22 protein-coding genes and 1 pseudogene are annotated in these 21,795 nt (G+C 71.1%); 7 read left to right on the top strand and 16 right to left on the bottom strand.

Going from position 1 to position 21,795, the window contains the following annotated elements; translation table 11 throughout:
- Window positions 1-29: 29 nt before the first annotated feature.
- Window positions 30-962 (bottom strand): transglutaminase-like domain-containing protein, encoded by a 933-nt coding sequence (locus AB0F72_RS00440; protein WP_360422764.1) that lies wholly within the window; start codon window positions 960-962, stop codon window positions 30-32.
- A 5-nt stretch (window positions 963-967) separates the two neighbouring features.
- Entirely contained in the window at window positions 968-1,777 is an 810-nt protein-coding gene (locus tag AB0F72_RS00435; protein WP_360422762.1) for a MerR family transcriptional regulator, read from the bottom strand.
- Window positions 1,778-1,947: 170 nt separating this feature from the next.
- Here AB0F72_RS00435 and AB0F72_RS00430 point away from each other — a divergent pair, with 170 nt between their 5' ends.
- Together AB0F72_RS00430 and AB0F72_RS00425 are read left to right on the top strand one after the other, a co-directional pair.
- The gene (locus tag AB0F72_RS00430) at window positions 1,948-3,015 is read left to right on the top strand and encodes an ATP-dependent DNA ligase (RefSeq protein ID WP_360422759.1); all 1,068 of its coding nucleotides are present in this window, start codon (window positions 1,948-1,950) and stop codon (window positions 3,013-3,015) included.
- A gap of 35 nt (window positions 3,016-3,050) precedes the next feature.
- Window positions 3,051-4,613, top strand: a complete 1,563-nt coding sequence (locus AB0F72_RS00425) for an alpha/beta hydrolase (RefSeq protein ID WP_360422756.1) — start codon at window positions 3,051-3,053, stop codon at window positions 4,611-4,613.
- Here the strand turns inward: AB0F72_RS00425 and AB0F72_RS00420 are convergent.
- On the bottom strand, window positions 4,564-5,022 hold the full coding sequence (locus tag AB0F72_RS00420) for a potassium channel family protein (protein ID WP_360422753.1): 459 nt from the start codon (window positions 5,020-5,022) through the stop codon (window positions 4,564-4,566). The two genes, AB0F72_RS00425 and AB0F72_RS00420, sit on opposite strands and share 50 nt — an antisense overlap.
- A 56-nt stretch (window positions 5,023-5,078) precedes the next feature.
- Between AB0F72_RS00420 and AB0F72_RS00415 the strand changes: the two genes are divergently transcribed.
- Window positions 5,079-5,534, top strand: a complete 456-nt coding sequence (locus AB0F72_RS00415; protein ID WP_360422749.1) for a GNAT family N-acetyltransferase — start codon at window positions 5,079-5,081, stop codon at window positions 5,532-5,534.
- Here AB0F72_RS00415 and ligD read toward each other — a convergent pair.
- From ligD to AB0F72_RS00400, 3 genes are all read right to left on the bottom strand, one after another.
- Complete coding sequence (gene ligD, locus AB0F72_RS00410) at window positions 5,529-6,551, bottom strand: non-homologous end-joining DNA ligase (RefSeq protein WP_360422746.1); 1,023 nt, start codon at window positions 6,549-6,551, stop codon at window positions 5,529-5,531. The two genes, AB0F72_RS00415 and ligD, sit on opposite strands and share 6 nt — an antisense overlap.
- A gap of 91 nt (window positions 6,552-6,642) precedes the next feature.
- A complete protein-coding gene (locus AB0F72_RS00405; protein ID WP_360422744.1) occupies window positions 6,643-7,179 on the bottom strand; it encodes a hypothetical protein in 537 nt (178 codons plus the stop codon).
- Window positions 7,180-7,279: 100 nt separating this feature from the next.
- Window positions 7,280-7,768 (bottom strand): hypothetical protein, encoded by a 489-nt coding sequence (locus tag AB0F72_RS00400; RefSeq protein WP_360422741.1) that lies wholly within the window; start codon window positions 7,766-7,768, stop codon window positions 7,280-7,282.
- Window positions 7,769-7,830: 62 nt separating this feature from the next.
- On the opposite strand from AB0F72_RS00400, the gene msrB reads away from it, so the two are divergent.
- A complete protein-coding gene (gene msrB, locus AB0F72_RS00395) occupies window positions 7,831-8,235 on the top strand; it encodes a peptide-methionine (R)-S-oxide reductase MsrB (protein ID WP_360422738.1) in 405 nt (134 codons plus the stop codon).
- Window positions 8,236-8,238: 3 nt separating this feature from the next.
- On the opposite strand, the gene AB0F72_RS00390 is transcribed toward msrB, so the two are convergent.
- The 6 genes from AB0F72_RS00390 to AB0F72_RS00365 form a co-directional block, all read right to left on the bottom strand.
- A complete protein-coding gene (locus tag AB0F72_RS00390; protein WP_360422735.1) occupies window positions 8,239-10,629 on the bottom strand; it encodes a hypothetical protein in 2,391 nt (796 codons plus the stop codon).
- Window position 10,630: 1 nt separating this feature from the next.
- Window positions 10,631-11,659: a glycosyltransferase family 2 protein gene (locus AB0F72_RS00385; protein WP_360422732.1), complete on the bottom strand. Its 1,029-nt coding sequence runs from the start codon at window positions 11,657-11,659 to the stop codon at window positions 10,631-10,633.
- A gap of 103 nt (window positions 11,660-11,762) precedes the next feature.
- Window positions 11,763-12,263: a dihydrofolate reductase gene (locus AB0F72_RS00380; protein ID WP_360422729.1), complete on the bottom strand. Its 501-nt coding sequence runs from the start codon at window positions 12,261-12,263 to the stop codon at window positions 11,763-11,765.
- 46 nt (window positions 12,264-12,309) lie between these two features.
- Complete coding sequence (locus AB0F72_RS00375; protein ID WP_360422726.1) at window positions 12,310-13,107, bottom strand: thymidylate synthase; 798 nt, start codon at window positions 13,105-13,107, stop codon at window positions 12,310-12,312.
- Between the two features lie 49 nt (window positions 13,108-13,156).
- Entirely contained in the window at window positions 13,157-13,762 is a 606-nt protein-coding gene (wrbA, locus tag AB0F72_RS00370) for an NAD(P)H:quinone oxidoreductase type IV (protein ID WP_360422723.1), read from the bottom strand.
- Window positions 13,763-13,827: 65 nt separating this feature from the next.
- Window positions 13,828-14,103, bottom strand: coding sequence for an isoamylase early set domain-containing protein (locus AB0F72_RS00365; protein ID WP_360422720.1), 276 nt, complete (start codon window positions 14,101-14,103; stop codon window positions 13,828-13,830).
- Between the two features lie 82 nt (window positions 14,104-14,185).
- On the opposite strand from AB0F72_RS00365, the gene AB0F72_RS00360 reads away from it, so the two are divergent.
- Entirely contained in the window at window positions 14,186-14,632 is a 447-nt protein-coding gene (locus AB0F72_RS00360) for a GNAT family N-acetyltransferase (RefSeq protein WP_360422717.1), read from the top strand.
- Between the two features lie 358 nt (window positions 14,633-14,990).
- Here AB0F72_RS00360 and hemQ read toward each other — a convergent pair whose 3' ends face one another.
- The 3 genes from hemQ to hemE all read right to left on the bottom strand — a co-directional run bounded on the left by hemQ (window position 14,991) and on the right by hemE (window position 18,401).
- Window positions 14,991-15,692 (bottom strand): hydrogen peroxide-dependent heme synthase, encoded by a 702-nt coding sequence (gene hemQ / locus AB0F72_RS00355; RefSeq protein WP_360422714.1) that lies wholly within the window; start codon window positions 15,690-15,692, stop codon window positions 14,991-14,993.
- The gene (gene hemG, locus AB0F72_RS00350) at window positions 15,689-17,122 is read right to left on the bottom strand and encodes a protoporphyrinogen oxidase (RefSeq protein ID WP_360422711.1); all 1,434 of its coding nucleotides are present in this window, start codon (window positions 17,120-17,122) and stop codon (window positions 15,689-15,691) included. Before hemG ends, hemQ begins: the two co-directional genes overlap by 4 nt.
- Before the next feature lie 220 nt (window positions 17,123-17,342).
- Complete coding sequence (gene hemE, locus AB0F72_RS00345) at window positions 17,343-18,401, bottom strand: uroporphyrinogen decarboxylase (RefSeq protein WP_360423785.1); 1,059 nt, start codon at window positions 18,399-18,401, stop codon at window positions 17,343-17,345.
- 60 nt (window positions 18,402-18,461) lie between these two features.
- On the opposite strand from hemE, the gene AB0F72_RS00340 reads away from it, so the two are divergent.
- Window positions 18,462-19,034, top strand: a complete 573-nt coding sequence (locus AB0F72_RS00340; RefSeq protein WP_360422708.1) for a DUF3000 domain-containing protein — start codon at window positions 18,462-18,464, stop codon at window positions 19,032-19,034.
- Between the two features lie 109 nt (window positions 19,035-19,143).
- On the opposite strand, the gene AB0F72_RS00335 is transcribed toward AB0F72_RS00340, so the two are convergent.
- Entirely contained in the window at window positions 19,144-20,145 is a 1,002-nt protein-coding gene (locus tag AB0F72_RS00335) for a S1C family serine protease (RefSeq protein WP_360422705.1), read from the bottom strand.
- A 144-nt stretch (window positions 20,146-20,289) separates the two neighbouring features.
- Between AB0F72_RS00335 and AB0F72_RS00330 the strand changes: the two are divergent.
- Window positions 20,290-21,561, top strand: a pseudogene (locus AB0F72_RS00330) (ribonuclease D); the annotation flags it as partial.
- Window positions 21,562-21,795 lie beyond the last annotated feature (234 nt).

The following is a 21,795-nucleotide window of genomic DNA, read 5'->3' as shown; positions in this document are numbered from 1 at the left end:
GCCGCCCGTGACCCGGCGGGGAAGCGCGCTCAGACCCCGGCCGGGGACCGCCGGCGCAGGTCCACCTCGTAGCGGACGCCCCGGGGCGAGTGACAGCTGATCACGTCGCCCGGGCGCAGGCGCGGATCGGACGCATAGCGCTCGGTGAGCGTCCGCTCGGCGGCCCGGTCGCCGGCGTCCGCGGCGAGCAGCAGGCCGGCGACCTCGTCGATCAGCTCCGGGTTCTCCCCCGGCCAGGACGGCGGCAGTGCCGCCCAGGACTCGGCCAGCGGCGCCGGGCCCAGCGACTCGACGAACACCGCCTCCTCACCCCAGAGGTCCCAGAGCAGCAACTCGTCGCCCATCCGATGAGCGAGCTCCAGCAGCACGTAGCTCCGGATCATCAGCGGGCCCCGGATCGGCACGGCACGGCCCACCCCGTACGTCTGTGGATCGTCCTCGCCGTGCCGGAAGGCGCGCCACGCCTGCGCCGCCGTGCGCAGCCCGCCCGGTCCGAGCGGCACGTCGGCGACGTCGACCGGGAAGCCCGCCGCCGGGTCGAGCTGGGTGTCGGTGGCGATCCAGCGGGACCCGTCGTGCCACTCGGTCACGACGTGGTCGACGTGGAAGCCCTCCTCGAAGTAGTCGGCGAAACCGACCCGGCTGCGCGCCGGGATGCCGTGCGCCCGCAAGGCCGCCACCGAGAACAGGGTGAAGTCACGGCAGCACCCGACCACGCGCTGCCCCGCCGGGCACGGCGTGCCGAGCGGGCCGTCGAAGCGGACCGCGTCGAGGATGCGCTCCACCCAGCGGCTGTCGATCTCGGCGAGCCGGTCGGGCGGGAAGTCCAGCCCGGAGGCGCGATAGTGCACCAGCACGTTGCGGGCGACCGCGCCGATGCCGGCGATGTCGGCGGGCACCGCGGCCAGGCGGTCCCGGTGCCGGCCGGGGTCGGAGAAGCGGGTCTGTCGTGTGTAGTCCATCTCTCTCACCCTTCGAAGGGCTGGGCGACGTGCACGAACGGGTCGGTGCCGGTCAGCCGGTCCCAGCTGTTCAGATAGATCTCGCGGGGCGGCGCGGTGAGGATCAGACCGGCCTCGGTGACGTGCTCGTGGACCGCCTCGTAGGCCTGGGTGATGCGCGGGTAGAAACAGTCGTCCCGGGTCACCTCGGCGAACGCCACCAGGCGCTCCGGCTCGATCCGGATGGCGACCTTGCCGGCCGGCTCGACCGAGCCGGTGAACGGGACGCAGACCTCGATCGGCGCCTCGCTCTCCGGCGTGACCGCGCTGTGATAGATCACCCAGTGCTCGCCGGTGACAGCGGCCCGCTGCTCCTCGAGCAGCCGCCGGATCTCCCACTCCGCCGCGCCCATGGCCGGCACGAGGTTCTCCTGGTCGACCTCGAAGAGCAGGGTGGCGACCTTGTGCGACGGCCGCAGCGCGACCCGCACCGGATAGCTCCGCTCCGGCTCGTCGCCGTGCGCGAGGCGGGTGCGCAGCCAGGTGTAGCTCTCCCGCCGGGCCGAGAACGCCGCCTGCTCCCCCGCCCACCAGCGATCCAGCCGCTTGCCGGCCTCGGCGTCCGGCCTGTCGAGCACCTCACCGATCACGGCGAGCGGCATGCCGAGGCGGCGCAGCAGACCGATCCGGGCGGCCCGGTCCAGCTGGCCGGCGCTGTAGCGCCGGTAGCTGCTGGCGGTGTCCACCTCGGCCGGTGGCAGCAGGCCGGACGCCTCGTAGAGCCGCAGCGCCTTGACCGAGAGCCCGGCCCGCCGCCCGAACTCGCCGATCGTCATCCCCTGCGAAGAGGAAGCCCGAGCGGGCGAAGAAGAAGCCCGACCGGAAGAAGCCCGGATGGAAGAAGCCCGCGACACACCCCGTGAAGTCATGCGGTCGATGGTGAACCCTGCCCCAGGGGACGAGTAAAGGGACTTCCGGGAAACGATTTTGCGGGCACACTGGGCGGATGCAGCTTCCGCTCAGCCCACCGGTCAAGCCGATGCTCGCCAAACCGGTCGCCGACATCCCACCGGACCAGGTCTACGAGCCCAAATGGGACGGATTCCGTTCGATCATCTTCCGGGACGGCGACGAGGTGGAGATCGGCAGCCGCAACGAGAAGCCGATGACACGCTACTTCCCGGAGGTCAGAGCCGCCGTCCTGGCGAACTTCCCGGAGCGAGCGGTGATCGACGGCGAGGTGATCGTCGCCGACACCGAGCGGAACACTCTCGACTTCGAGGCGCTCCAGCAGCGCATCCATCCGGCGGCCAGCCGGGTCACGCTGCTCTCCGAGCAGACGCCGGCGAGCTTCGTGGCGTTCGACCTGCTGGCGCTCGGCGACGAGGACCTCACCGAGCTGCCCTTCGTCCAGCGCCGGGAGCGCCTGCTGGAGGCTCTGAAGGACGCGAAACCGCCGGTGTACGTCACCCCCGCCACCGACGACACGGCGGAGGCGAGGCGCTGGTTCGAGCAGTTCGAGGGCGCCGGCCTGGACGGCCTCATCGCCAAGCCGCGGGACCTGACCTACCAGCCCGACAAACGGGTCATGTTCAAGGTCAAGCACAAGCGGACGGCGGACTGCGTGGTCGCCGGTTACCGGGTGCACAAGTCCGCGCCTGACCGGATCGGATCGCTGCTGCTCGGTCTGCACGACGAGCGCGGCGTGCTCGTCTCGGTCGGCGTGATCGGCTCCTTCCCGATGAAGGTCCGCGAGGAGCTCTTCGCCGAGCTGCAGCCGCTGGTCACGACGTTCGAGGGGCACCCCTGGGACTGGGCCGCGCACGAGCAGGGCGAGCGCACCCCGCGCAAGAACGAGTACAGCCGGTGGAACAACGGCAAGGACCTGTCGTTCACGCCGCTGCGCCCGGAGCGGGTGGTCGAGGTCCGCTACGACTACATGGAGGGCGTGCGTTTCCGGCACACCGCCCAGTTCGAACGGTGGCGGCCCGACCGGGACCCGGCCACCTGCACGTACGACCAGCTGGAGCGCCCGGTGCGGTTCGATCTGGCCGAGGTGCTCAGCAGTCGGTGACCGCCGCGCTCCTGAAGACCGGATAGGGTCGTCGTGTGGATCGCCGCTTCGTCGCACTCCTCGCCGTGCTCGTCCTGTCGCTGTCGGGGTGCACCCTGCCCGCGTTCGCGCCGAACGGGGCGGACGAGCCGGCCCGGCCGGCCGGCGCCGGCGCGAGCTCGGCGACGACCGGCACGGCCGACTGGAGACCGTGCCCGGAGGTGCCCCGCGAGCTGGTCGGACAGGGCGCGCGCGGGATGTCCTACGACTGCGCCTCGGTGCCGGTGCCTCGTGACTGGAACGCGCCGCACAGCGGCGAGACCTACGAGGTGGCGATGATCCGGATCCGGTCGGAGCGCCAGCGTGACCGGATCGGATCGCTGCTGCTGAACCCCGGCGGCCCCGGCGGCTCGGGCATCGACTACGCCGTCTACCTCTCGTTCGGCCAGGCCCTCGGCGGCCTGCCCACCGAGATCACCGACCAGTTCGACATCGTCGGCTTCGACCCGCGCGGCGTGGGCCGGTCCAGCCCGGTGAAGTGCATCTCGGACGCCGATCAGGACGCCAGTTTCGGCGCCGATCCGGACCCGGTGAGCCAGGCCGACTTCGACGCGATCGCCACGCTGAACAAGAAGATCGCCGATGGCTGCGCCGCGAAGTACGGCGCCCAGCTGCCCTACTTCTCCACCGAGCAGGCCGCTCGTGACATGGACGCGCTGCGCGAGGCGGTCGGCGACGAGAAGCTCAGCTACCTCGGCTTCTCCTACGGCACCCTGCTCGGCGCCACCTACGCGCAGCTCTTCCCGGACAAGGTGCGGGCGCTCGTGCTCGACGGCGCGATCGATCCGACCGAGAACTACGTGCGGGGTTCCGAGGCGCAGGCCAAGGGCTTCGAGCGGGCATTCGCGAACTTCACCGCCTGGTGCACGAAGACGCCGGCCAAGTGCCCCATCGCGCCCGACGCGCGAGGCGCTGTCACCGACGCGCTGGCCAAGGCCAAGACCTCTCCGGTACGGGGTGCCGACGGCCGCGACGCCACGCCGGGCTGGATCTTCTTCGGGGTGATCTCCTCGCTCTACACGGAGTCCGGCTGGACCCTCCTCGCCAAGGCGATCGCCGAGCTGCAGACCGGTGACGCGGAGGACATCTTCGAGCTCGCCGATCAGTACGCCGAACGCGAGCCGGACGGCACCTACAGCAACATGTTCGACGCGAACCTCACGGTGAACTGCGCGGACAACGAGGACGCGCCGACCGTCGCGGAGGTGCGCAAGCTGCAGAACGAGTGGCGCACCAAGTACCCGATGTTCGGCCCGGCTCTGGCGGTCGGCATGCTGCCGTGCACGTACTGGAGCGGCGAGCGCGACCCGTACCCGGCCGGTGCGGCGAAGGGCGCCCCGGACATCGTGGTGGTCGGCACGACGGGCGACCCCGCCACGCCGTACGAGAACACCACCGACCTGGCGAACATGCTCGGACCCGACGTGGGTCACGTGCTGACGTGGGAGGGCGAGGGCCACACCGCGTACCCGCAGACGAAGTGCATCGTCGACGCGGTGGACGGCTATCTCATCGATCTGAAGGTGCCTCAGGAGGGGCTGCGCTGTCCGGCACGCTGATCCCCTCCCGGGCCGCCATCTCCTCCAGCAGTTTCCGGACCTGGCGCAGGTTCGCCTTGAGCTCCTCCTGCTCCTCGTGCCGGAACGCGTCGGTGTCCACGATCAGCTTGCTGGCGAAATGAGCGGTGATCAGCGGGATCACCAGGAGCACCATGGTCGAGATGAGCAGGGCGGCCATCAGCCGTGCCGGCACGGCCTTCGGCGAGATGTCGCCGTAGCCGACGGTCGACGCGGTGACCACCGCCCACCAGATCGAGTCCCCGAACGACGTGTTCGGCTCGAAGACGTTGTAGAGCGACCCACAGATCACGATCATCAGGGCGTACGCGAGAAGGAGTTTCTTGGGCGAGTTGGCCAGCCAGACCACACCGCGATAAGCCCATCGCGGCAGCGTGAGCAGCGCATGCATACGGCCATCGTGCCCGAGGTGACCTCCGCGCGACAGGCCGTGACAGGGTAGGGATCATGGAATTCCGGACAGCCACCCGCGCCGACGTCCCCGCCGTCCTCGATCTGCTCGCGGACGACGACATCACCCGGGAGCGCGGGTACGGGACGGTGCCGGAGCATGTGGACGCGGCGATCTGGGCGGCGTTCGACGCGATCGACGCCGACGACCGCAACGAGCTGATCGTGGCGGTCGATCGGCACGAGGTGGCCGGCACCTGCCAGCTCACCTTCATCCCGGGGCTGAGCCGCGGCGGCGGCGAGCGCATGCTGATCGAGGCGGTCCGGATCCGCTCCGACCGGCGCGGGCAGGGCCTCGGCGGCGAGCTGATCCGGTGGGCCGTCGATCGGGCTCGCGAGCGCGGCTGCCGCATGGTCCAGTTGACCACCGACAAGCGGCGCACGGACGCCCACCGCTTCTACGAACGGCTCGGGTTCACCGCCTCGCACGAGGGCTTCAAGCTGGCGCTATGACCAGTTCGCCTTGTTGATTTTGCTGGGCTGCACGCGCGGCGGCTCGCCCGGCATCTTCGGGTGGTCCGGCGGGTAGGGCAGGTCGCCCTGTCCGGCTTTCTCGTCGCGTTCGGACCACTCCAGCAGCGGGGTGATGTCGTGCTCGACGTCGTCGATGGCGGCGTGCGGGTCGCCCGCCGCCGCGAACCGGACCGGCATGGTCCGCAGGTCGAAGTCGTCCGGCTCCACGTCGGCCAGCTCGTCCCAGGTCACCGGCGCCGAGACGGTGGCCCGGGCGTTGGCGCGCAACGAGTAGGCGCAGGCGATGGTCCGGTCCCGGGCCATCTGGTTGTAGTCGAGGAACACCTTCTCGCCGCGCTCCTCCTTCCACCAGGAGGTGGTGATGCCGTCCGGGTTGCGCCGCTCCACCTCGCGGGCCAGCGCGATCACGGCCCGGCGCACCTCGACGAAGGACCAGCGCGGGGCGATCCGGACGTAGACGTGCACGCCCCGGCCACCGGACGTCTTGGGGTAGCCGGTCCAGCCCAGCTCGGCGAGCACCTCACGCACCACACCGGCGGTCGCCACGACGTCGCCGAAGCCGGTGCCGGGTTGCGGGTCGAGGTCGATGCGCAGCTCGTCCGGGTTGTCCGGGGCGGCGCCGCGCACCGGCCACGGGTGGAAGACCACGGTGCCCATCTGGGCGGCCCAGGCGACGTGTGCCAGGTCGGCCGGGCACAGTTCGTCGGCCGTACGCATGCTCGGGAATGTGATCGTGGCGGTCCGGATCCAGCCGGGAACTCCGCGGGTGGGGATCCGCTTCTGGAAGAACGTCTCGCCCTCGAGCCCGTCGGGGAAGCGTTGCAGGGTGGTCGGCCGGTCCCGCAGAGCTCGCAGGATGCCGTCGCCGACCGCGAGGTAGTACTCGAAGACGTCCCGCTTCGTGTAACCCCGGCTCGGGAACATCACCCTGTCGGGGCTGGAGAGGCGCACGGTGTGGCCGGCGATCTCGATCTCTTCCGCGGCGGCTTTCGGCATGCTCCGACCTTATGCCCCGGCGCGTCCCCGGTCTGCCCGTAAAGAACGGGAAGGCCACCTGCGCGGGCGGCCTTCCCGAGTGATGCGCGGATCAGGCGCGGCGGCGCCGGGTGTACCAGACCGCGCTGACGCCGGCGGCGACCAGCAGGCCACCGAGCGCGATCGTCCCGGCCATCGGCGCGCCGGTGACCGGCAGGGTGCTGCCGGAGCTGACGCCCGCGCCCTGGGTGGTCACGGCCGGGCCCGGCGAGGCGGTCTCCGAGCTGACCCCGGCCGGCGGCGTGGCCTGGACCGTGCCGGGCGGCGCGGTCGGCGGGGTGGTGGCCGGCGGAGCCGTGGTGGGGCTCTCCCCGCCGTAACCCGGATTGCCGCGGGTGCCGCCGGTGGTGTCGGTGGTCGCTGGCGCCGCCGGCGTCGCGGTGGCGGGTTGCTCGGCTCCGGTGTCGCCGTTGTAGTCGTCCGCGCCCCGGGTGCCGCCCGGCTCGGGGCTCTCCACGGCGGCCGGGCGGGCCGCCGCGGGTGCGACGTCGGTGGCAGCGGAAGCCGGCGACCCGCTGAGGGCCAGAGCGGCGAGGACGGTGACGCCGACCGCGGGAATCCCGGCGGTCAGCCGACGCGAGAAGCTCATGAGAGGAGTATCCGTTCTGTCGCTGAAGATACGTTCCATGGTCGCACGGGAGCTTAGCGGAGATTGCCCGTTTTACCCGGAAACATCCTTCAGCGGGTCTTCAACTAGGAAGACCACCGAAACGGTGACTCCTCCATAAATGAGACAAAGCAAACAGCTTGAGCTCGAACTGCGGGTCCGCCGCGAAGAACCCCCCGCTGTACGGTGCGTGCAGTTGCACGCTGGCACCGGAATCCAGGTAGACGGAGACCACGGTGCGCCGGCCGCGCCGCTCGGCCCGCAGGTCGACGACCCGGTGCCAGGGCGCCATGCCCTCATGGAAAACCGACGAGGTACGGATGCCGCGGGTGCCCACCTCGACCCCGGTGTGCCGGCCCGCCATCAGACCGAGAACCGCGCCGAGCAGCAGCGGCACCGTGAACACCACAGCGAACGCCCACCCCGGCGGCCCGCCACCGCCCGGCCAGGCCAGCGTCACCATCACCGCCGCGGTGACACCCGCCACAGCGCTGAGCGCGCCGAGATAGAGACCGTGACCGAGAGCCTGCTGCCAGGTCGGCCGGAACGTCGCCGGGGATGCAGCTTCCATGAATAGCTCAACGGGATCGTTCTCACCTCCGGCGCACGCCGGGTGCGACGTACGGTTGACACATGGCAACCGATGAGACCACGCTGCCGACCACCGAGGACGAGTGGCGGATCCGCCTCTCCCCGGACGAGTTCCGGGTGCTCCGCGAGGCGGGCACCGAGGCGCCGTGGACCGGCGAGTATGTGGACACCAAGACCGAGGGCGTTTACGACTGCCGCGCCTGCGGGGCGCAGCTCTACCCGAGCGACACGAAGTTCGACAGCCACTGCGGCTGGCCCTCGTTCGACGACGCCATCCCGGGCGCGGTCAAGGAGATCGAGGACCGCAGCCACGGGATGGTTCGTGTGGAGATCAGGTGCGCGCGCTGCGACTCGCACCTGGGCCACGTGTTCCGGGGTGAGGGCTTCACCCCGAAGAACACGCGGCACTGTGTGAACAGCCTGTCGATCAGGCTGGACCCGAAATAGGGTTCAGCGCACCTCATAGACGGTGACGTCACCCGCGCGGTAACGCTCCGTCGCGAACTGGGCCAGCTCCGGGCTGGCCCAGACCTCGCCCTTCCGGTCCGGGTCGGGCAGCGGCACGCTGCCCACCGCGACCAGCCAGCGGACGCCGTGCTCCGCGGTGAACGAGTTCACCCGCTCCGCCGTCGGGTCGGTGAAGACCTCGTCGTTGCGCTGCAGCAGCCCCGGGTCCCAGAACTTGCTGCGGTACAGCGTCCGGTCCCAGAGGCCGCCGGTGGAGAACGCCGGCTCGGTGTAACTCCAGCCCTCCAGCACGACCTGCCGCTCGGAGAACGCCGCCAGCCAGAAGTCCCGGCTGTCGCACGGGCTGTACCCCTGCCGGCAGTGGCTGTTGGTGGCGACGCGGTCGCGCGGATCCGAGTTGTCCCGCAGCCACCGGCTCGCCTTGATCGCACCGGGCGGCATGGCGAAGACGCTGCTCCCGGAGACCAGGTCCCGCTGCGACTTCCCCGAGGTGAGCGCGTCCCAGATTCCCCGGTTCGTCACCACCCCGCTGGTCACGGCGATCGCCGTGACCGCGACGGCGGCGGCCGCCAGCACCTGAGCCCGGCCCAGCTTGACCAGCAACGCGACCACCACGACCAGCGCCACCAGGCCGGCGATCGCGGCCAGCAGCACCAGGTAGGGCCGGGTCGCCTGCGCCACCGTGAAGCTGTCCAGGGGCTTGGCCGGCCCCCGCTCGCCCACGGTGGCCCGGATGACCAGCAGCACGGCGGCGCCGCCCGCCGCGCCGAGACCTGCCACGGCGAAGAACCGGCCCGGGACCGGCTTCCCGGCGGGAAGCAGCGCGGCGAGACCGAGGGCGGCCAGGATCCCGAGGTACGGGGTCGCCGACCGGCCGAAGTAGGTCTGGCTCATGCCCGGGTGCGCCAGGATGTACAGCGCGCCCAGTCCGGCCACCGCGAACCCGAGCATCACGTGCACGATCGGGTCGGTCCGCCAGCCCTTGCGCAGCAGGCCGGCCGCGCCGGCCCAGCCGAGCAGGCAGGCGCCGAGCGAGATACCGGTCAGCGCCACGAGCGTGCTCCAGTCGTTGAGCGCGCTCTGGGTGCCCATCACCGCCCGGCCCAGCACCGAGTACTTCACCGTCTGCAGCGGGTTCACCTCGGTGCCCTGCGAGCCGGAGCCGTAGAGGATGAGCTGCGCGAACGCCAGCCAGCCGAGCGAGATCAGCAGCGCCGGCAGTTCCGGGCCGGGCCGCTTGCGCTGGACCAGGCGGAAGAAGAGCGCCAGCAGCAGACCACAGATCAGCATGGGTACGAACGTGGCCTTCGCACCGGCCATCGCGCCGATCAGCACGGCCAGCACGATCCACGGCGCCGGGCGGCGACGCTCGGCGCCCTCCGGGGCCTGGAAGATCCCGCAGAGCACGTAGATCGCCACGATGGCGAAGAACGCCGCGAACGTCTGTGTCGGGCTGACCCAGAGGTTGTCGATGAAGACGATCGCGTCCATCGGCTTGTTCGACCAGCCGGACGGGACGGTCACGGCCGCCACGATCATCAGGAGGATCGCGACGTTGCCCGGCCACCAGCGACCGGTGATCCGGTACACCAGGCCGATCACGGCCAGCAGGAAGGCGGCGATCATCGGAACCGGCAGCAACCGCATGATCAGAACCTGCGGCTCGACGCCGCTGATCCAGCTCGCCGCCGCGCCGTGGGCGTAGACGTACCAGTGGTAGACCAGCTCGACGCCGGCCACCCAGGGCGTGTTCAGCGGCACGTCGTGCTTGAACTCGCCGACCAGCGCGAACTGGAACGGGAAGTCCACGTGCATGACCGCGTAGTTCGGCCCGGTCAGGGAGTTCCACCGGAAGACCGTCAGAGCGCCGCTGATCAGGATGAACGACGTGCCCAGCGCGGCCGACCAGGAGGCGCCGGCGGGCATCCGCTCGCCGTTGCCGCGCCAGAACCGGCGCAGCCGCGGCACCGCGGCGAACGCCACGACGGTGAGGATCGGCCAGGACAGCACCGCGTACGGCAGGTCGGCCTGGCGGGCCAGCATGTAGACCGGCAGCTCCACGGCGAAGCCCGCCGCGGTGCCGAACGCGGCGTCCAGCGGCAGATAGCCGGAGCGGCCCTGCAGAGCGCGCCAGATCAGCGTGCCGGGCAGGGTCACGCAGCCGAGCGAGTACGCCGCGAACGCGAGCTGGGCTCGCTCGCCGACCCCGTAGTAGCTCATCGCCACAGCGGTGACCGCGAGCGTGAAGATCAGGGCCAGCCAGCCAGGGGATGGCAGGGTTGTCTTCAAAATCGAGCGCCGACGACCGGCCACCGCAGCGGTGGCCGGTCCGGTCTTTTCAGTTCGGGGGGTGTCGGTGACTTCTGTGGTCATGTCACCGATGGGTTGCCAACTGCGTCGGTACAGCCGCCGTCTCCATCGAGACGGCCTCCGGCTTCGTGCTCATCGGCTCCTGCTCATCCGTGTCGAACGCGACCAGGAACTTCGGGCGGTTCTGGGTCGCGGCATAGATACGTCCCACGTACTCGCCGAGCAGGCCGAGGCAGATCAGCTGCACCGCGCCGAGCAGCAGCACGGCGATGTAGAGGGACGTCCAGCCAGGCACGGTAACACCGAACCCCCACGCGGCGATCCCACTGATCACCAAACCGAGACACACCATGAAGGTGACCAGGCCGAGCCAGGTGGCGACCCGCAGCGGCGCCGCCGAGAAGCTGGTGACGCTGTCCACGCTCAGCTTGATCATCTTGGTGAGCGGGTACTTGGTCTCGCCGGCGACGCGCTCCGCCCGGACGTAGGCCACCTCGCCGCTGGCGAAGCCGAGCGACGGCACGACCAGCCGGTACACCGGCTGCTGCTCCTGCAGGTCGTTCAGGGTGTCCACGACCACGCGGCTCATCAGGCGGAAGTCGCCGGCCTGGTCACTGAGGTGCGGGCCGACCAGCTTGCGCATCAGCCAGTAGTAGACGCCGGCGGTGTTGCGCTTGAACGACGTGTCGGTGCTGCGGTCGCTGCGGACGCCGTAGACCACGTCCAGGTTCTCCGCACGCGCCTTCGTCAGCATGTCGCCGATGACCTCCGGCGGGTCCTGGAGGTCGGCGTCGATGCTCACGACGTACTCACCGCGGGCGGCCTTCAGGCCGGCCGCGAGCGCCGACTGGTGCCCCACGTTGCGGCGCAGCTTGACCACGCGCAGCGCCGACCAGTCCTCCCGCAGCTCGAGCAACCGCTTGACCGTCTCGTCCCGGCTGCCGTCGTCAACCGCGACCACTTCGTACGTGACGCCCAGGCCGTCCAGCACCGGGCGCAGACGCGCCACGAAGTGGTCCACCGCCTCGCGCTCGTTGTACATCGGCGTCACGACCGAGAGGGTCAGTGAGTTGAGCACGAAGTCACGTGACATTTGCCGTCCCCAGGTAATGGCTCTCAGTGAAAAGGCTTACGTGCGCCCGCGTAACGCGAACGATCTTCGCCAGCCAATGGTCGCAGAAGATACCTCAGATCCGCTAATGGAAGGTGTCACCCCCGTGGAAGTCAAGCCGCTCCAGGTCGTCTATCCGGTAACGGTGACCTGTCTCGGCCGTGATCCAGCCGGTGGACGAGGACACCACCCACTCCGGACCGAGGGCCGGGGCGAACGTGTCACCCTCCGCATCGAAGTCTATGGTCGTGCGGACCACGTGCCCGGCCCGGGGCAGGAACGCGGCATAGATTCCGCCCCCGCCGATCACCCAGAAGTCGTCCTCGGTGATGTCCGCCGGGGAGTGGGTGACCACCGCGCCCTCGGCTTTCCAGCCCGGGTCCCTGGTCAGTACGACATTACGGCGGCCCGGTAGCGGGCGGAACCGTTCCGGCAGCGAATCCCAGGTGGCCCGCCCCATCACCACTGTCGAGCCCATCGTGCGCTCCTTGAACAGGCGCTGCTCGCCGGGGAGCCGCCACGGGATGTCACCGGCCGCGCCGATCACCCCGTTCCGCGCCTGCGCCCAGATCATGTGCACGCTCATGCCGCGCCTTCCGAGCATGGAGGCGAGAGCCGCGGTAGGAGCTCTCTCATACCGCGACGGGGGCTTTCAGAGCCGGGTGGTGCCGGTAGTTCACCACCGTGAAGTCCTCGTACGCGTACGTGAAGAGATCGGGCCGCTCGGCGATCTCCAGCTCCGGGAACGGGTACGCCTCGCGGGTCAGCTGCTCGGTGACCTGCTCGACGTGATTGTTGTAGATGTGGCAGTCGCCGCCGACCCAGATGAAGTCACCGGGCGCCAGGCCGGCCTGCGCGGCGACCATCCGGGTGAGCAGCGCGTAACTGGCGATGTTGAACGGCACGCCGAGGAAGAGGTCGGCGCTGCGCTGGTAGAGCTGGCAGGAGAGCTTGCCGTCCGCCACGTAGAACTGGAACATCGCGTGACAGGGCGCGAGCGCCATCTTCGGCAGGTCGCCGACGTTCCACGCCGAGACGATCATGCGGCGCGAGTCCGGGTTCTTCCGGAGGGTGTCCAAGATCTCAGAGATCTGGTCGACCTCGCCGGACGGCGTCGGCCACGACCGCCACTGGTGACCGTAGACCGGCCCCAGCTCGCCCGCGTCGTCCGCCCACTCGTCCCAGATCGTCACGCCCTGCTCGTGCAGCCAGGCGACGTTGGTGTCGCCGCGCAGGAACCAGAGCAGCTCCACCGCGATCGACTTGAAGTGCACCCGCTTCGTGGTGATCAGCGGGAAGCCCTGGGAGAGGTCATACCGCAGGCGCTCGCCGAAGAGGCTTCGGGTGCCGGTCCCGGTGCGGTCGGTTTTCGGCGTTCCGGTCTGCAGCACCCGCCGGAGCAGGTCTTCGTACTGGGTGTCGACGGCCATGGCGAAACCGTAGCGCCCCGACGGGTGCCGGCGGGAGCAAGGACAGCCCTCAGGCGCTCAGCTTCCCGGCGATCGTGACCATCCGGGTGGCGAGGTGATCCAAAGCGGCGAACTGCACGCCGGTGAGCGGCGCGTCGTTGCTGCCGCCGGTGACGTGCGAGACGCCGTACGGGTTGCCGTCGGCGAACTTCAGCGGGTCGGTGTAACCGGGCGCCACCACGATGCCGCCGAAGTGGTAGATCGTGTTGTAGAGGGCCAGCAGGGTGGACTCCTGACCACCGTGCTCGGTCATCGACGCGGTGAACCCGGCGTACGCCTTGTTCGCCAGCAGACCCTGCCCCCACTGCGGTCCCAGGGTGTCGATGAACTGCTTGAGCTGGCTGGACACGTTGCCGTACCGGGTCGGGGTGCCGAAGAGCACGCCGTCGGCCCAGACCACGTCGTCCGCTGTCGCCTTCGGCTCGTTCTTGGTGCGGTCGAAGTGCTGGCTCCACGCCGCGTTCGAGGCGATCGCCTCCTCCGGGGCGAGCTCCGGCACCTGACGCAGACGTACCTCGGCGCCGGCCTTCTCCCCCGCCTCCCGCAACCGTTCCGCCATGCCGTGGATGGTGCCGGTGGACGAGTAGTAGATGATCGCCAGTTTGACGTCTGCCACGGTTCCTCCTCGAAGGTGAGCTGCTTACCGATCAGCAGATCCCCCCGGACGACCGGCCGTAACGCTTATAGGCGGATTTCACTGCCGTGCGGACCGACCACGTCGGCCTGCTCGTCGTCCAGCCAGACACCGTCGCTCGCCAGATAGCGGAACTTGTAGTGGCCCGGATCGAGCGGAACGCTGACCGTGCGCGTGCCGTTGCGCCGCGCCTGGAGCTCGTGCCGGCCCGGCTCCCAGTCGTTGAAGTCGCCGACGACGCTGACCCGGCCCGCCGGCTCGTTCGCCGGCAGGCTGAACGTGACGCGGGTCTTGTTGCCGAACAACTTGCTGCGTTTGATCATGGCGTCCTCCACAAAACGGTGCCTCATCCGTACAACGGCAGGAATGCCCCGAAGGTGAGGACACGCCGCGTATGTTGTGCCGATGCATCCTGAACCACACGATGAGCTGCGAGTGGCCTCGTTCCGCGATCTCGACACCACAACTCTTTACGCGATCCTGCGGTTGCGCGTGGACGTCTTCGTGGTCGAACAGGAATGCGCCTACCCGGAACTGGACGGCCGGGACACCGAGCCCGGAACCCGGCACCTGTGGTTCGAGCGTGACGGTGCGGTCCGGGCGTACCTGCGCGTGCTGCGGGACCCGGACGCCGAGCGGATCGGCCGCGTGGTCACCGCGAAGGAGGCCCGGGGCACGGGCCTGGCCGGCCGGCTGCTCACCGAGGCGCTGACCGTGATCGGCAACCGTCCCGCCGTGCTCCACGCGCAGGCGCACCTGGCCGACTATTACGCCAGATTCGGATTCGCCCGGACCGGCCCCGAATACCTGGAGGACGGCATCCCCCACATCCCGATGGCGAAACCCGCATAGGTACGCGCCGCGCCGTCCCCAACCGCAGCCGGCCCGCCCACCGGGAGACGCACACCTGACGGTCCTCCGGGCCGGCGCTTCCCGCCGCCGGCCCCGGCGTGCCGCGCCGGCTCCCACACCCGCGTGTGGAGTTGAGGCGCGCTCCGCACCCCAACTACACACGCAGGGCAAACCCGGGGCCGGCGTGTGGATTTCGGGCGCTGTCCGAACCTCAACTCCACACGCAGGGCGAAACCGGGGCCGGCGTGTGGAATTCGGGCGCGGTCCGCACCCCAACTCCACACGCGGGGCGAAACCGGGGCCGGCGTGTGGAATTCGGGCGCTGTCCGCACCCCAACTCCACACGCGGGGTGGTGGGTCAGGGGAGGTTGGCGACCAGCTCGGTCATCGAGCGGCGGCGGCCGGTGTAGAACGGGACCTCCTCGCGGACGTGCCGGCGGGCGCCGGAGGCACGCAGGTCGCGCATCAGGTCGACGATGCGGTGCAGCTCGTCGGCCTCGAAGGCGAGCATCCACTCGTAGTCACCGAGGGCGAAGGAGGCGACCGTGTTGGCGCGCACGTCCGGGTACGGCCGGGCCATCTGACCGTGCTCGGCCAGCAGCTGGCGGCGCTCGGCGTCGGGCAGCAGGTACCACTCGTAGGAGCGGACGAACGGGTAGACGCAGATGTAGGAGCGGGCCTCCTCGCCGGCCAGGAACGCCGGCAGGTGGCTGCGGTTGAACTCGGCCGGGCGGTGCAGCGCCATCTGCGACCAGACCGGCTCCAGGTGCCGGCCGAGCGCGGTGCGGCGGAACAGCCCGTAGGCGTCCTGCAGCGCGTCCGGCGACTCGGCGTGCCACCAGATCATCACGTCGGCGTCGGCGCGCAGGCCGGAGACGTCGTAGGTGCCGCGGATCGTCACGTCCTTGGCGGACAGCTGCTCGAAGAGCGCGTCGACCTCACCGGCCAGGTCGTCGCGAAGCGCCGGCAGCGGCGTCGCGGCCCGGAACACCGACCACATGGTGTAGCGGATCGTCGCGTTCAGCTCGTTGATCCGCGCCGCGTTGGTCTGCTCGCTCATGCTTCCTCCAAGAACTTGCTTACATCGTCCGCGGCGCGCTCGCCGCTTGCCACACACACCGGAATGCCGACACCGTCGAACGCCGCCCCGGCCAGGGCCAGACCCGGCGGCAGCGCTGCCCGGGCCGCCGCGACCCGGTCGGCGTGGCCGGGAGCGTATTGCGGGAGGGCGCCGCCCCACCGCTGGATCCAGGACGCGGCCGGCGGCGGCAGCGGCGCGCCGGCCGGCTCGCCGAGCTCCTGGCGGGCCCGGTCCAGCAACTCGCCCAGCTCACGGCGGGCCCGCGCGAGCAGCGCGGCGTCGTCCAGCTGCAAGCGGTCCTCCTCGCCGGCCCGGCCCAGCGAGGCGCGCACCACGACCGGGCCGGCCGGCCGGTCCAGGTGCGGCCATTTGCGGGTGAAGAACGTGGCCGCCTTGACGAGCGTGCCCTCGCCCGGCGGCACCAGGAAGCCGGAGAGCTCGGGCAGCACGGTGCCCGGCGGGAGCGCCAGGCCCACCAGGGCCACGCTCGCGTAACTCAGCGAGCCGACCGCCTCCGCCACCGCCGGCGCCACCTCGGCCAGCAGCCGGGACGCCGGTTTCGCCGGGACGGCGAGCACCACGGCGTCCACGTCCTCGGTCTGCGGCGCGGGCACCGGCCCGAGCACGAGACGCCAGCCGCCGGCGGTGCGGAGCAACTCGCGCACCGGCAGTCCGAGGCTGATCCGGGCCCGGCTCGCCGTCGCGGCGGCCGACACGAGACGGCTCATCCCGCCGTCAACGGCCGCGAAGACCGGCTTGCCCGGCACCCGCCGGGACTGGGCCTGTGCGGCCCGGACCGCGGCGCGCAGCGTGTGCTCGGTCTCGGCGGCGCGGGCCAGCTGCGGCATCGTGACACGCAGCGAGAGCTGGTCGGCGCGGCCCGCGTAGACCCCGCCGAGCATCGGGTCGACCAGCCGGTCGACCACCTCGGCGCCGTAGCGCGAGCGGACCAGCGCGCCGACCGCGACGTCCTCGTCCGGCCCGAGCAGCGGGCGGCCGAGGTCCTGATCGGCGGCGGGATCGGCGTCGGCGATGCCGTCCAGCGTGGAGAGGTCGCCGGGGACACCGACCAGGGTGCCGCCCGGGATCGGGGTGAGCCGGCCGCCGATGGCGAGCGCGGCGGGCTGTCGTGCCGGGTGCACCAGGGCGTCGCCGAGGCCGAGCCGGCGGGCCAGCGCCACCGCCGCGGACTCGGCGCCGTCGGAACCGCTCGCCAGGAACGACTCGGCGCCTCGCTCGACCGTGAGACCGCCGAGCTCACCGGTGCGCAGTTTGCCGCCCAGGGCGCCGCTCTGCTCGAACACGACGATGTCGGCGCCCTCCGGGATCTGCTCCCGCAGGCGCACGGCAGCCGCCAGCCCGGCGATGCCGCCACCGATGACCGCGATCCGCTTCCGCACGCTTCTCACACTCCCAGGTCCGCCCGGTTCCGCCCACCCAGGGTCGGCCGCTGTGACGCAGCCGGTCCCGCCGGATCGGCCGCTGTGCCGCAGCCGGTCCCGCCGGATCGGCCGCTGTGACAGCAACCCTTCCAGGCTCGTGTCCCGGGCGGCCAGAGACACAAGTCCCTAATCCCGCCGGGACGAAAAACGGCCCGCCGAGGCGGCGATCACACCGGCGGGACAGCGATCAGGACCGGCCGGAGACCTCGTGGACCAGGGCGACCAGGCGGGTCAGGACGTCCGGGTCGGTCTCCGGCATCACGCCGTGGCCCAGGTTGAAGACGTGACCCGGCGCGGCGGCGCCCTGCGCGAGCACCCGGCGGGTCTCCCGCTCCACGGTCTCCCAGCCGGCGAAGAGGATCGCCGGGTCCAGGTTGCCCTGGACGGCCTTCGCCGGGCCGAGACGCTTGGTGGCGGCGTCGAGCGGGGTACGCCAGTCGACGCCCACCACGTCCGCGCCGGCCTCACCCATCGCTTCGAGCAGCACCGCGGTGCCGACCCCGAAGTGGATCCTCGGCACTCCGGTGCCGGCCAGCCCGCTCAGCACGGCGGCCGAGTGGGGCAGCACGTACTGCCGGTAGTCGGCCTCGGAGAGCGCGCCGGCCCAGGAGTCGAAGAGCTGAACCGCGCTGACCCCGGCGTCCACCTGGGTACGCAGGAACGTCAGCGTGATCTCGGAGAGCCGGCCGAGCAGGGCGTGCCACAGGTCGGGCTGCCCGTACATCATCGCCTTGGTCTTCAGGTACGTCCGGGACGGGCCGCCCTCGATCAGGTAGCTGGCCAGCGTGAACGGCGCGCCGGCGAACCCGATCAGCGGCGTGCCGCCGAGCTCGGCGACGAGCAGCCGCACCGACTCGGCGACGAAGCCCACGTCGTCCGGGGTGATCGGGCGCAGCCGTTCCAGGTCGGGCGCGGATCGGATCGGATCGGCCACCACCGGGCCGGTGCCGGCCACGATGTCCAGGTCGATCCCGGCCGCGGCGACCGGCACCACGATGTCGCTGAACAGGATCGCCGCGTCGACGCCGTGCCGGCGGACCGGCTGCAGGGTGATCTCGGTGACCAGATCCGGACGGCGGCACGACTCGAGCATGCCGACCCCTTGACGGATCTTGCGGTACTCGGGGAGCGAACGCCCGGCCTGCCGCATGAACCAGACCGGCGTGTGCGGGCCCGAAAGGCCCCGACACGCCCGGACAAAGGGGGAATCTTCGAGAACGGTCACCGAGTCATGGTGCCACGGCAGTGTTCCCCTCCGGCGGCGTGCCGAGTACGGAGGGCCCTGGGATCGGCTTAGTCTGCCTTCATGGCGTCCCCCTCCGCTGCCCCCGAGGCGTTCACCCGCGCCGTCACCGGGTTGCGCGTGGACTCGCCGTGGTCGGAGATCCTCCTCGAGGAGATCACCCCACCGCAGAAGCTCGCTCCGTACGCGTTCGCGCTCAGCGCCACCGTGCTGCGCGGCGAGGACGAGGTGGCGAGCGGGCGGCTGATCCTGCTGCACGAGCCGGACGGCCACGAGGCGTGGCGCGGCACCCTGCGCCTGGTCACGCTGATCACCGCGGATCTGGAGGCGGACCTGGCCACCGACCCGCTGCTGCCGGCCGTGGCCTGGAGCTGGCTCTGCGACGGGCTGGAGCACTACGCGGCCGCGTACACGGCGATCGGCGGCACCGTGACGCAGACCGCGTCGACCCGGTTCGGTGAGCTGGCCGGTCCGGAGCCGACAGCGGATCTGGAGGTGCGCGCGTCCTGGACGCCGACCTCCGACGACTTCGGCGCCCACCTGCGCGGCTGGTGCGCGATGCTGGCGTCGACGGCGGGACTGCCACCGCCGGGGGTGGCGTCGCTCAGCGATCGCCATCGCGCCCCCGCGGGGTGACCACGCACCGGTAGCGAAAGGCGCGCAGCGGCCTTTCGTGGCAGGTGGTCGCGGTGTAGTCCGGGACGGGTAGGACGCGGAATGAGCGGTTTGTCCCGTACCCTATGAATTAGCCTTTTCCGCAGGATCCCAGGGTGTCGCAGGCGGTCTCGATCGGGATGGCGAGCCCGATGCCCTCGGCGTCACGGGCTTTCGCGGTGGCGATGCCGACGACCTGCTTGCTGGTGTTGACCACCGGGCCGCCACTGTTGCCGGGGTTGATCGGCGCGTCGAACTGGATCGTCGGGCCGTCCGCGTCGTCGGGCCGGTACGCGCTGATCACGCCCGTGGTGACCGAGTCGTCCAGCCCGAGCGGCGCACCCACGACCACCACCTGCTGGCCCGGTCGCACGTCGTCGGGGGCGACCGCGAGCCCTTTGATCTCCCGTGTCGTGCGCAGCAGCGCGAGATCCTTGCCCGCGCTCACCTTCACGATCGTCGCCTCGATCCGGGTGTTGCCACGCTCCAGCGACACCGACTTGTCGCCGCTCTCGAACGTCTCCTCGATCACGTGATAGTTCGTGAAGAGGTTGGTGCGCCCGTCGTCGGTGCTGCCGACCGCGAACGCGGTGCCGGTGAAGTCGCCGGCCCGGACCCGGAAGACGCTCGGCAGCACCGCCGCCGAGATGCCCTCCGGATCGAAGACGGTGGCGAGTTGTTTCTCGAGGTCCTGGCTGCGGCCCTGTTCGGCGGTGACCGCGTCGGCGAGATCTGCGCTGGTGCGGATCATGCCTTCGACCCGGAACGCCTGCCAGGCGGAGACCGCGAGCAGCGCGACCACCAGGGCGATGATCACCATGCGGCCGCGGCCGATGCGCGCGACCGGGGCCGGGGTTGCGGCGGCCGGCACCGGATCCTGGTAAACCGGCTGCTGGTACGCGGGTTGGGGGTACCGCTGCTGCCGGTCCCATTGCTGCTGGTCCCATTGCTGCTGGTCCCATTGCCGCTGGTCCCACTGCCGTTCCTGGGCCCACTGCTGTTCCTGGAACCACTGCTGCTGCTCGGGTGCTGCCCACTCCCCGCGGCGCTGGTCATAGCCGTCGGCAGGGGTGAAGGGTTCGTATGGGCTCATCCGGCGCGGCCTCCCAGTTTTCAGCGCTGCGTGTAGTGATACGCACGAAATCGCCCCGCGGTTGAGTCGCAGGAGAAGATCGAGAATCGACGCGCCGGACCCCGGCTGCGCACGGCAAGGGCGTCGCCCCCGTACGGTTACGGAGTGACCGACGAAGCACCCCTGCGCCGTCGGGACGCGCCGGACACAGCAGGGGACGGACCGCACTCCGTGCCGCCCGACCCGAATTCTGGCGGTCCCGCATCGACACCTCTCACCGCCCCGCGCGACGGAACCCCGCGTCCGGTGGAGACCTCGGCCGAACTGGCCGATGTGGTCTCCCGGATGTCGGCCGGGACCGGACCGGTCGCCGTGGACGCCGAACGCGCCTCCGGCTACCGCTACACCCAGCGCGCCTACCTGGTGCAACTGCGCCGGGCGGGCGCGGGCACCGTCCTGATCGACCCGTTGCCACTGGACGACCTGCGCACCCTCGACGCCGCGCTGGCCGAGTCCGAATGGGTGCTGCACGCCGCCAGCCAGGACCTGCCCTGCCTGGCCGAGCTGGGATTCAAGCCGCGCCGCCTGTTCGACACCGAACTGGCCGCCCGGCTCGCCGGTTTCGAGCGGGTCGGCCTGGCCGCGCTCACCGAGCAGCTGCTCGGCTACTCGCTGGAGAAACACCACTCGGCGGCGGACTGGTCCACCCGTCCCCTGCCGGACTCCTGGCTCACCTATGCCGCGCTCGACGTCGAGCTCCTCACCGACCTGCGTGACCTGCTCGCCGCCGAACTCGAACGGCAGGGCAAGACCGCCTGGGCCGCCGAGGAGTTCGCCGCTCTGGTCGCCAGCGCGGACCGGCCGCCGCGGGTCCGTCCCGACCCGTGGCGGCGAACCTCAGGCATTCATCGGGTACGGGGGGCGCGGGCACAGTCCCGGGTCCGCGCTCTCTGGTACGCGCGCGACGGTGTGGCCGCCCGCCGCGACTCCGCGCCCGGACGGGTGCTTCCGGACTCGGCGATCGTCGCGGCGGCCGAGGCCGACCCGAAGGACGAGCGCACCCTGCTCGGCATCCCCGGGTTCGGTGGCCGTTCGGTGCGCCGGCTGGCCCGGATCTGGCTCGACGCGCTGGACCAGGCGCGGGCGCTGCCGGACGACGCGCTGCCGGTGAACCAGCCGGTGGAGGGCCCGCCCCCGCCGCACCGCTGGGCCGAGCGCGACCCGGTCGCCGCGGCCCGGCTGACCCGGTGCCGTGCCGTGGTCGTGGGCACCGCCGAGCAGCACAACCTGCCGCCGGAGAACCTGATCAGCCCGGACTTCATCCGCCGGCTGGCCTGGTCCCCGCCGGACGAGGTCTCGCCGCAGACGGTGGGCGACACGCTGCGCGGCTTCGGGGCGCGGAACTGGCAGGTCGGTCTGATCGCCGAACAGCTGGCGGCGGCGCTGCCCGCGCCGGAGGCGGTGCTGCCCCCGCCGGAGGCGGTGCTGCCCCCGCCGGAGGCGGTGCTGCCCGCGCCGGAGGCGGCTGACTGAGCACGTGAGCGCAGTGGCACGGCGCGCGCAGTGGCACGGCGCGCCAACCCGAGCCGTAGGTGAGCGCTGTAATGCAGCCGCCATACCTGCGCCGGCTACGGCTCGCCGCTCCGGGCCGTAGCTGAGCGCTGTAATCAC

It is taken from the genome of Actinoplanes sp. NPDC023936 (assembly GCF_040639325.1).
Classification (GTDB): Bacteria; Actinomycetota; Actinomycetes; order Mycobacteriales; family Micromonosporaceae; genus Actinoplanes.
Note: the sequence above shows the minus strand (reverse complement) of the source record. Positions and strands in the feature narration are given on the sequence as shown.

Bases quoted from the DNA above. Each gene is read 5' to 3' on its own strand.
- AB0F72_RS00420 (WP_360422753.1), bottom strand. From the start codon at position 5,022: ATGCATGCGCTGCTCACGCTGCCGCGATGGGCTTATCGCGGTGTGGTC.
- AB0F72_RS00375 (WP_360422726.1), bottom strand. From the start codon at position 13,107: ATGGCCGTCGACACCCAGTACGAAGACCTGCTCCGGCGGGTGCTGCAG.
- AB0F72_RS00340 (WP_360422708.1), top strand. From the start codon at position 18,462: ATGGCGTCCCCCTCCGCTGCCCCCGAGGCGTTCACCCGCGCCGTCACC.
- AB0F72_RS00435 (WP_360422762.1), bottom strand. From the start codon at position 1,777: ATGACGATCGGCGAGTTCGGGCGGCGGGCCGGGCTCTCGGTCAAGGCG.
- AB0F72_RS00385 (WP_360422732.1), bottom strand. From the start codon at position 11,659: ATGTCACGTGACTTCGTGCTCAACTCACTGACCCTCTCGGTCGTGACG.
- AB0F72_RS00415 (WP_360422749.1), top strand. From the start codon at position 5,079: ATGGAATTCCGGACAGCCACCCGCGCCGACGTCCCCGCCGTCCTCGAT.
- AB0F72_RS00335 (WP_360422705.1), bottom strand. From the start codon at position 20,145: ATGAGCCCATACGAACCCTTCACCCCTGCCGACGGCTATGACCAGCGC.
- AB0F72_RS00405 (WP_360422744.1), bottom strand. From the start codon at position 7,179: ATGAGCTTCTCGCGTCGGCTGACCGCCGGGATTCCCGCGGTCGGCGTC.
- msrB (WP_360422738.1), top strand. From the start codon at position 7,831: ATGGCAACCGATGAGACCACGCTGCCGACCACCGAGGACGAGTGGCGG.
- AB0F72_RS00400 (WP_360422741.1), bottom strand. From the start codon at position 7,768: ATGGAAGCTGCATCCCCGGCGACGTTCCGGCCGACCTGGCAGCAGGCT.
- AB0F72_RS00360 (WP_360422717.1), top strand. From the start codon at position 14,186: ATGCATCCTGAACCACACGATGAGCTGCGAGTGGCCTCGTTCCGCGAT.
- AB0F72_RS00365 (WP_360422720.1), bottom strand. From the start codon at position 14,103: ATGATCAAACGCAGCAAGTTGTTCGGCAACAAGACCCGCGTCACGTTC.
- AB0F72_RS00390 (WP_360422735.1), bottom strand. From the start codon at position 10,629: ATGACCACAGAAGTCACCGACACCCCCCGAACTGAAAAGACCGGACCG.
- AB0F72_RS00380 (WP_360422729.1), bottom strand. From the start codon at position 12,263: ATGAGCGTGCACATGATCTGGGCGCAGGCGCGGAACGGGGTGATCGGC.
- AB0F72_RS00430 (WP_360422759.1), top strand. From the start codon at position 1,948: ATGCAGCTTCCGCTCAGCCCACCGGTCAAGCCGATGCTCGCCAAACCG.
- hemQ (WP_360422714.1), bottom strand. From the start codon at position 15,692: ATGAGCGAGCAGACCAACGCGGCGCGGATCAACGAGCTGAACGCGACG.
- ligD (WP_360422746.1), bottom strand. From the start codon at position 6,551: ATGCCGAAAGCCGCCGCGGAAGAGATCGAGATCGCCGGCCACACCGTG.
- AB0F72_RS00440 (WP_360422764.1), bottom strand. From the start codon at position 962: ATGGACTACACACGACAGACCCGCTTCTCCGACCCCGGCCGGCACCGG.